This is a genomic window from Thermoanaerobaculia bacterium, from assembly GCA_035717485.1.
Taxonomy (GTDB): Bacteria; Acidobacteriota; Thermoanaerobaculia; order UBA5066; family DATFVB01; genus DATFVB01.
Genome location: DASTIQ010000090.1, coordinates 1 through 4,668, shown reverse-complemented (window position 1 = coordinate 4,668; position 4,668 = coordinate 1). Strand labels below are relative to the sequence as shown.

Genomic DNA, 4,668 nt, shown 5'->3' with positions numbered 1-4,668 from the left:
GGAGGCGAATTCGCCGAGACGCCGGATCGTCTCCGGCGAGCCGACGGCGTACCCCAGGCGCATTCCGGCCAGGCCGTAGATCTTCGAGAAGGTCCGGGCGACGACGACGTTCGGGAATCGGGGGAGGAGCTCGAGTGCGGTGCGGTAACCGGCGTCCTCGACGAAATCGTGGTACGCCTCGTCGACGAGCACCGTCGTGCTCTTCGGCACCCGGCCGAAGAAACGGGAGAGCTCGTCTCCGCCCACGACGGTCCCCGTCGGGTTGTTCGGGTTGCAGACGTAGACGAGCCCGGTGGCGCTGTCGCATGCCGCCGCCATGCGGTCGAGATCGTGCCGGAACGAAGGCGTCTCCGGGATCTTCACGGGTTCCGCGTGGAGGACCGCGGCGTACGCGAGGACCGCTTCGAACGTCGGTTCCGCGGCCACGACCTTCCGGCCGGGGCCGAGGAACGCGGCGTCGGCCATCTGGAGGATCTGAGAGGACCCGCAGCCGAGGAGGACGCCGTCGCGCGAGACGCCATGCTTGCCGGCGATCGCGTCGCGAACCTCGTCGGCCAGCTCGTCCGGGTACCGGTGTCCGATCGCCGCGGAGCGGGCGATCGCCTCCCGCGCGGCCGGCGGCGGACCGTACGGGTTTTCGTTCGCCGAGAGCCGGATGGGACCCCCGGCGGCGGGCGCCGGCGCCGGGCGCGATGCCGCGGCGAGCGGACCGATCCAGGAAATGCCGAGCGCGGCCCCGATGCCTCCCGCCAGTCGGCGGCGCGTGATCTCTTCGTCCATCGTGGTTCTCCTGGCGCGAAGCTTATCGCGTCGGCCTTGGCGCCATCGCGGCGCCGCGATAGACTTCCCGCCATCCGCATCATTCACACAGGAGGAAACATGCGATCTCCCCGGATCACCGCCGTCGCCCTGGCCGCGCTCGTCTCGCTCCCCGCCTTCGCCGCCGATCGGGCGATTCGGCCGGGACAGTACGAGCTCAAGACCGAGATGAAGATGGAAGGAATCGACCGGCAGATTCCGCCGACGACGATCACGCACTGCTACACCGACCAGGACGTCAAGGATTACAAGAAGATGGCCGAGGAGGGGCAGGGGCGCAACCGCGACTGCCAGATCAGCGACCTGAAGGAGGGCGGCGGCCACGTCTCCTACGCGATGAACTGCAAGTCGGGCGCGAAGGGGACGGCGGAGATGTCCTTTTCGGCCGACGGCTACGAGATGACGATGAACCTCGAAACGCCCGGCGGGCCGCACGGTCCGATGAAGATGAAGATGCACACGAGCGCCCGCCGCACGGGAGACTGCTCGAAATGACGGGGAAGCGGGCGGCCGAGGACTTCGCCGGGGGGGCCGGCCCCGGAACCGCCCGCGCAACGGTCCTCGTCCTGTCCGTCGCCGCGATCGTCTCCCTTCCGGGAGCCGTGGGCGCGCAGAAGATCCGTCCGGGCCGCTACCAGGTCAAGACCGAGACGACGATGGAACGAGACGGCGGATCGCGGTCGATGCCGCCGACCGCGATCGCTCATTGCTACGCCGCGGACGATCTCGAGGACTATCGGAAGATGTTCCCTGGGCTGCAGGAAGTCTGCGACCCGACCGGTCCGAACAAGAGCGCCGGCCGGCTCCGCTCGACGATGAGCTGCAAGGACGGCGCGAAAGGAAGCTGGGAGATTACTCGCGGCGCCGACCGCTTCGAGCTGACGATCCGCCTCCGGAAGGCGGGCGGCTCGCACGGCGCCGCGACGATGACCGTGCACACGGTCGCCATACGCGCGGGAGACTGCTCGCCGTAGCCGGAAGAGCCGCGTCGCGTCAGCGCGCGAGCTCGTCGAGCGCGCGGCCGACGCGGCGGAGACCCTCTTCGAGATCCGCCGTCTCGCCGCCGATCCCGATCCGGAACCGGTCGGGCATGTCGAAGAACCCGCCCGGAACGACGCTCGTCTCGTACTCGTCGCGAAGTTTCGCGCAGAGGTCGTCGACCGATCCCGCGAGCAGACGGGGGAAGGACGTCGTTCCCCAGCGCGGCCGCGGCGCTTCGAGGTCGGGGCGCCCGTCGAGGAACGCCTCGAGAGCCCTTCGATTGCGGTCCAGCCGCGCCCGCGCCTCGGCGGCGATTTCCGGCAGGCGATCGAGCGCCGCGGCGGAAAGAAGCTCCGCCGGGTGCGCGGGTGTGGCGGCATAGAGATCGTTGATCCGCCACATCCGCGTCGCGAGCTCCGCCGGGGCGAGGATCCAGCCGCAGCGCAGCCCCGAGAGACCGTAGGCCTTCGTCAGGCTGCCGGTCGCGACGACGTTGTCTCCGAGAAAGAAGGCGGATCGGGCGCCTTCGAAACACGTCTCGAGATACACCTCGTCGACGAGCACCGCGGCCCCGCGGCGCGCCGCGATCCTGGCGATCTCCGAGAGCGCCGCGTCGTCGGCGCGGACGCTCGACGGGTTGTGGAGGTTCGTGACGACGACCAGGCGGGTGGCCGGAGTCGTCGCGCGCTCGACTTCCTCCGGATCGAGCGCGAAGCCGTGCTCCGGGCGGCGCCGGAAGCGCCGGACCGAGGCGCCGAGATACGCCGCCGTCGAGACGAGGAGCTCGTAGGTCGGCTGCTCGATCAGCACCTCGTCGCCGGGCTCGAAGAGAGCGGCGAGCGCCAGGTGGTTCGCGAGGGACGTTCCGGTGGCGGCGACGACCGATTCCGGGGGCGCCCCGGTCTTGCGCGACAGGCGATCCTGGAGCGGCGCGTACCCGTAGATGGTGGGGCCGTTGATCTCGAGATCGCCGAGCGAAACCGCCAGGCGCGCGAGCGGATAGTCGGCGACGCCGCTCGTCGCGAGGTTGAACCGTGCGCGCGAGCGCAGCTTCGCCCACTCCATGTAGGGCGAGCCGGCGTCGCGGCGTCCCGTCACGGGGCGGCGTCTCGCCGTTTTCGGCGGCTCCAGACGAGATACACGGGGACTCCCGCCGCGAGGATCGCGAACCCGACGGCCGTGTCGCGGGGGTACTTGACGATCGTGCTGACGACGACGAGCCAGGACACGACGGTGAAGAGCGCGGTCGTGACGGGGTGTCCGGGGACGCGCGCGAGAAGCGGAAGCCGGGAGTCCTGCCCCGACCCGGCGGCGCGGCGCCGGAACCGGAAGAGGCAGGTCGCCGTGAGCCCGAAGAAGAGGAAATCCATCGACACCACGTAGCTCAGGATCTGATCGTACCGTCCGGAGAGCGCGATCACGATCGCCATGGCGGCCTGGAGGAGGATCGCGACCGTCGGAACGCGGCGCCGCGGATCGATCCAGCCGACCGATCGGAAGAACAGCCCGTCGCGCGCCATCGCGAAGTAGACGCGCGGCGCGGTGAGAATCGACTGGGAGAGGAAGCCGAGCGCGGAAATCGCGATCCCGAGGGCGATCCACTGCGATCCCCGGCGGCCGAACGCGCGTTCCATCACCGCCGACGCGGGCGTCGTCGTGGCGGCGAGCCCCGCGGGCCCCAGGACCGCGACGCACACGTAGTTGACGCCGAGGTAGAGGACGATCACGCCGACGACCCCGAGGACCAGCGCTCGCGGGAGATTGCGCCGCGGCTCGCGGATCTCGCCGGCGACGAAGTTCGCGGTCTGCCATCCGCCGTAGGCGAAGAGGACCGGGACCATCGCGACGGCGAGAGCCCGGACCGTGCCGAGGGGCGTGGTCCCGGCCGGCGCGACGGGCGGGGCCGCGCTCCTCGAAGCGCCGAAGAGGAACCATGCGCCGCCGGCGATCAGCGCCGCGATCGCGAGGATCTTGAGCAGCATCAGCGTGCTCTGGACCGAGCTCCCCGTGCGGACGCCGAGGCAATTCACGATCGCGAGCGCGGCGAGCACCGCGACGGCGATCGCCGGGGCGGGGAGAGCGGGACCGGCGAGCTCCCGGAAATACGCGGCGAACGTCACCGCGACCGCTGCCATTCCGCCGGTCTGGATGACGAGGAGGAGCACCCACCCGTAGAGGAAGGCGACCGCCGGGTGGTATGCCTCGCGAAGGTACGCGTACTGTCCCCCGACCTCCGGCATCCGGGTCGCGAGCTCGGCGTAGATGAACGCCCCGGCGAGCGCGATCACCCCCCCGAGGGCCCAGGCGGCGAGGATCAGGACCGGGGTCCCGACCTGCCGGGCGACGACGTAGGGGTTGATGAAAATGCCCGAGCCGACGATGCCGCCCATCACGAGCATCGTCGCGTCGAAGATCCCGAGCCTGGAAGAGGTGGGTCGGATGGAAGGACTTTATCAGGAAGAATGCGGAGCCGAGAGTCGTCGAACGCGTTCCGCGACGAGGCGTGACGGCAGCCGGCGCGCGGCTAGAATTTCCCCATGTTCACGCTGCGACGCGCGGTGCGGTCCGACGTGGCTCCGCTGCGGGAGCTGATCCCTCTCTCCGTGCGCGCGCTCTCGGCGGACCGGTATTCGGAGGAGCAGATCGAAGCCGCGATCTCCCAGATCTTCGGGGTGGACACGGCGCTGATCGACGACGGAACGTACTTCGCGGCGGAAGCCGAAGGGCGGCTGGCCGGCGCCGGAGGATGGAGCCGGCGGAGGAAGCTCTTCGGCGGAGATCGCTGGAAGGGGAACGCTCCGGACGACCTCCTCGATCCCGCGAAGGAGGCCGCCCGCATCCGGGCTTTCTACGTTCACCCCGCGTGGG

Annotated in this window: 6 protein-coding genes; 3 read left to right on the top strand and 3 right to left on the bottom strand. The window is 70.2% G+C overall.

Features of this window, described 5'->3' with window-relative positions; translation table 11 throughout:
• Positions 1-780 (bottom strand): aminotransferase class I/II-fold pyridoxal phosphate-dependent enzyme (locus VFS34_04750; protein HET9793750.1); only part of this gene is annotated, 780 nt, incomplete at its 3' end.
• 99 nt (positions 781-879) lie between these two features.
• On the opposite strand from VFS34_04750, the gene VFS34_04745 reads away from it, so the two are divergent.
• Positions 880-1,314, top strand: coding sequence for a DUF3617 family protein (locus VFS34_04745; protein HET9793749.1), 435 nt, complete (start codon positions 880-882; stop codon positions 1,312-1,314).
• Positions 1,311-1,793, top strand: coding sequence for a DUF3617 family protein (locus VFS34_04740; GenBank protein ID HET9793748.1), 483 nt, complete (start codon positions 1,311-1,313; stop codon positions 1,791-1,793). Before VFS34_04745 ends, VFS34_04740 begins: the two co-directional genes overlap by 4 nt.
• Positions 1,794-1,812: 19 nt before the next feature.
• Here the strand turns inward: VFS34_04740 and VFS34_04735 are convergent, their stop codons facing one another.
• Together VFS34_04735 and VFS34_04730 are read right to left on the bottom strand one after the other, a co-directional pair.
• Entirely contained in the window at positions 1,813-2,898 is a 1,086-nt protein-coding gene (locus tag VFS34_04735; protein ID HET9793747.1) for a pyridoxal phosphate-dependent aminotransferase, read from the bottom strand.
• On the bottom strand, positions 2,895-4,214 hold the full coding sequence (locus VFS34_04730; GenBank protein ID HET9793746.1) for an amino acid permease: 1,320 nt from the start codon (positions 4,212-4,214) through the stop codon (positions 2,895-2,897). Before VFS34_04730 ends, VFS34_04735 begins: the two co-directional genes overlap by 4 nt.
• A 123-nt stretch (positions 4,215-4,337) precedes the next feature.
• Here VFS34_04730 and VFS34_04725 point away from each other — a divergent pair.
• The coding region (locus tag VFS34_04725) for a GNAT family N-acetyltransferase (GenBank protein ID HET9793745.1) at positions 4,338-4,668 on the top strand (331 nt) is incomplete at its 3' end.

Coding starts and splice junctions, on each gene's coding strand:
- VFS34_04745 (HET9793749.1), top strand. CDS start 880: ATGCGATCTCCCCGGATCACCGCCGTCGCCCTGGCCGCGCTCGTCTCG.
- VFS34_04740 (HET9793748.1), top strand. CDS start 1,311: ATGACGGGGAAGCGGGCGGCCGAGGACTTCGCCGGGGGGGCCGGCCCC.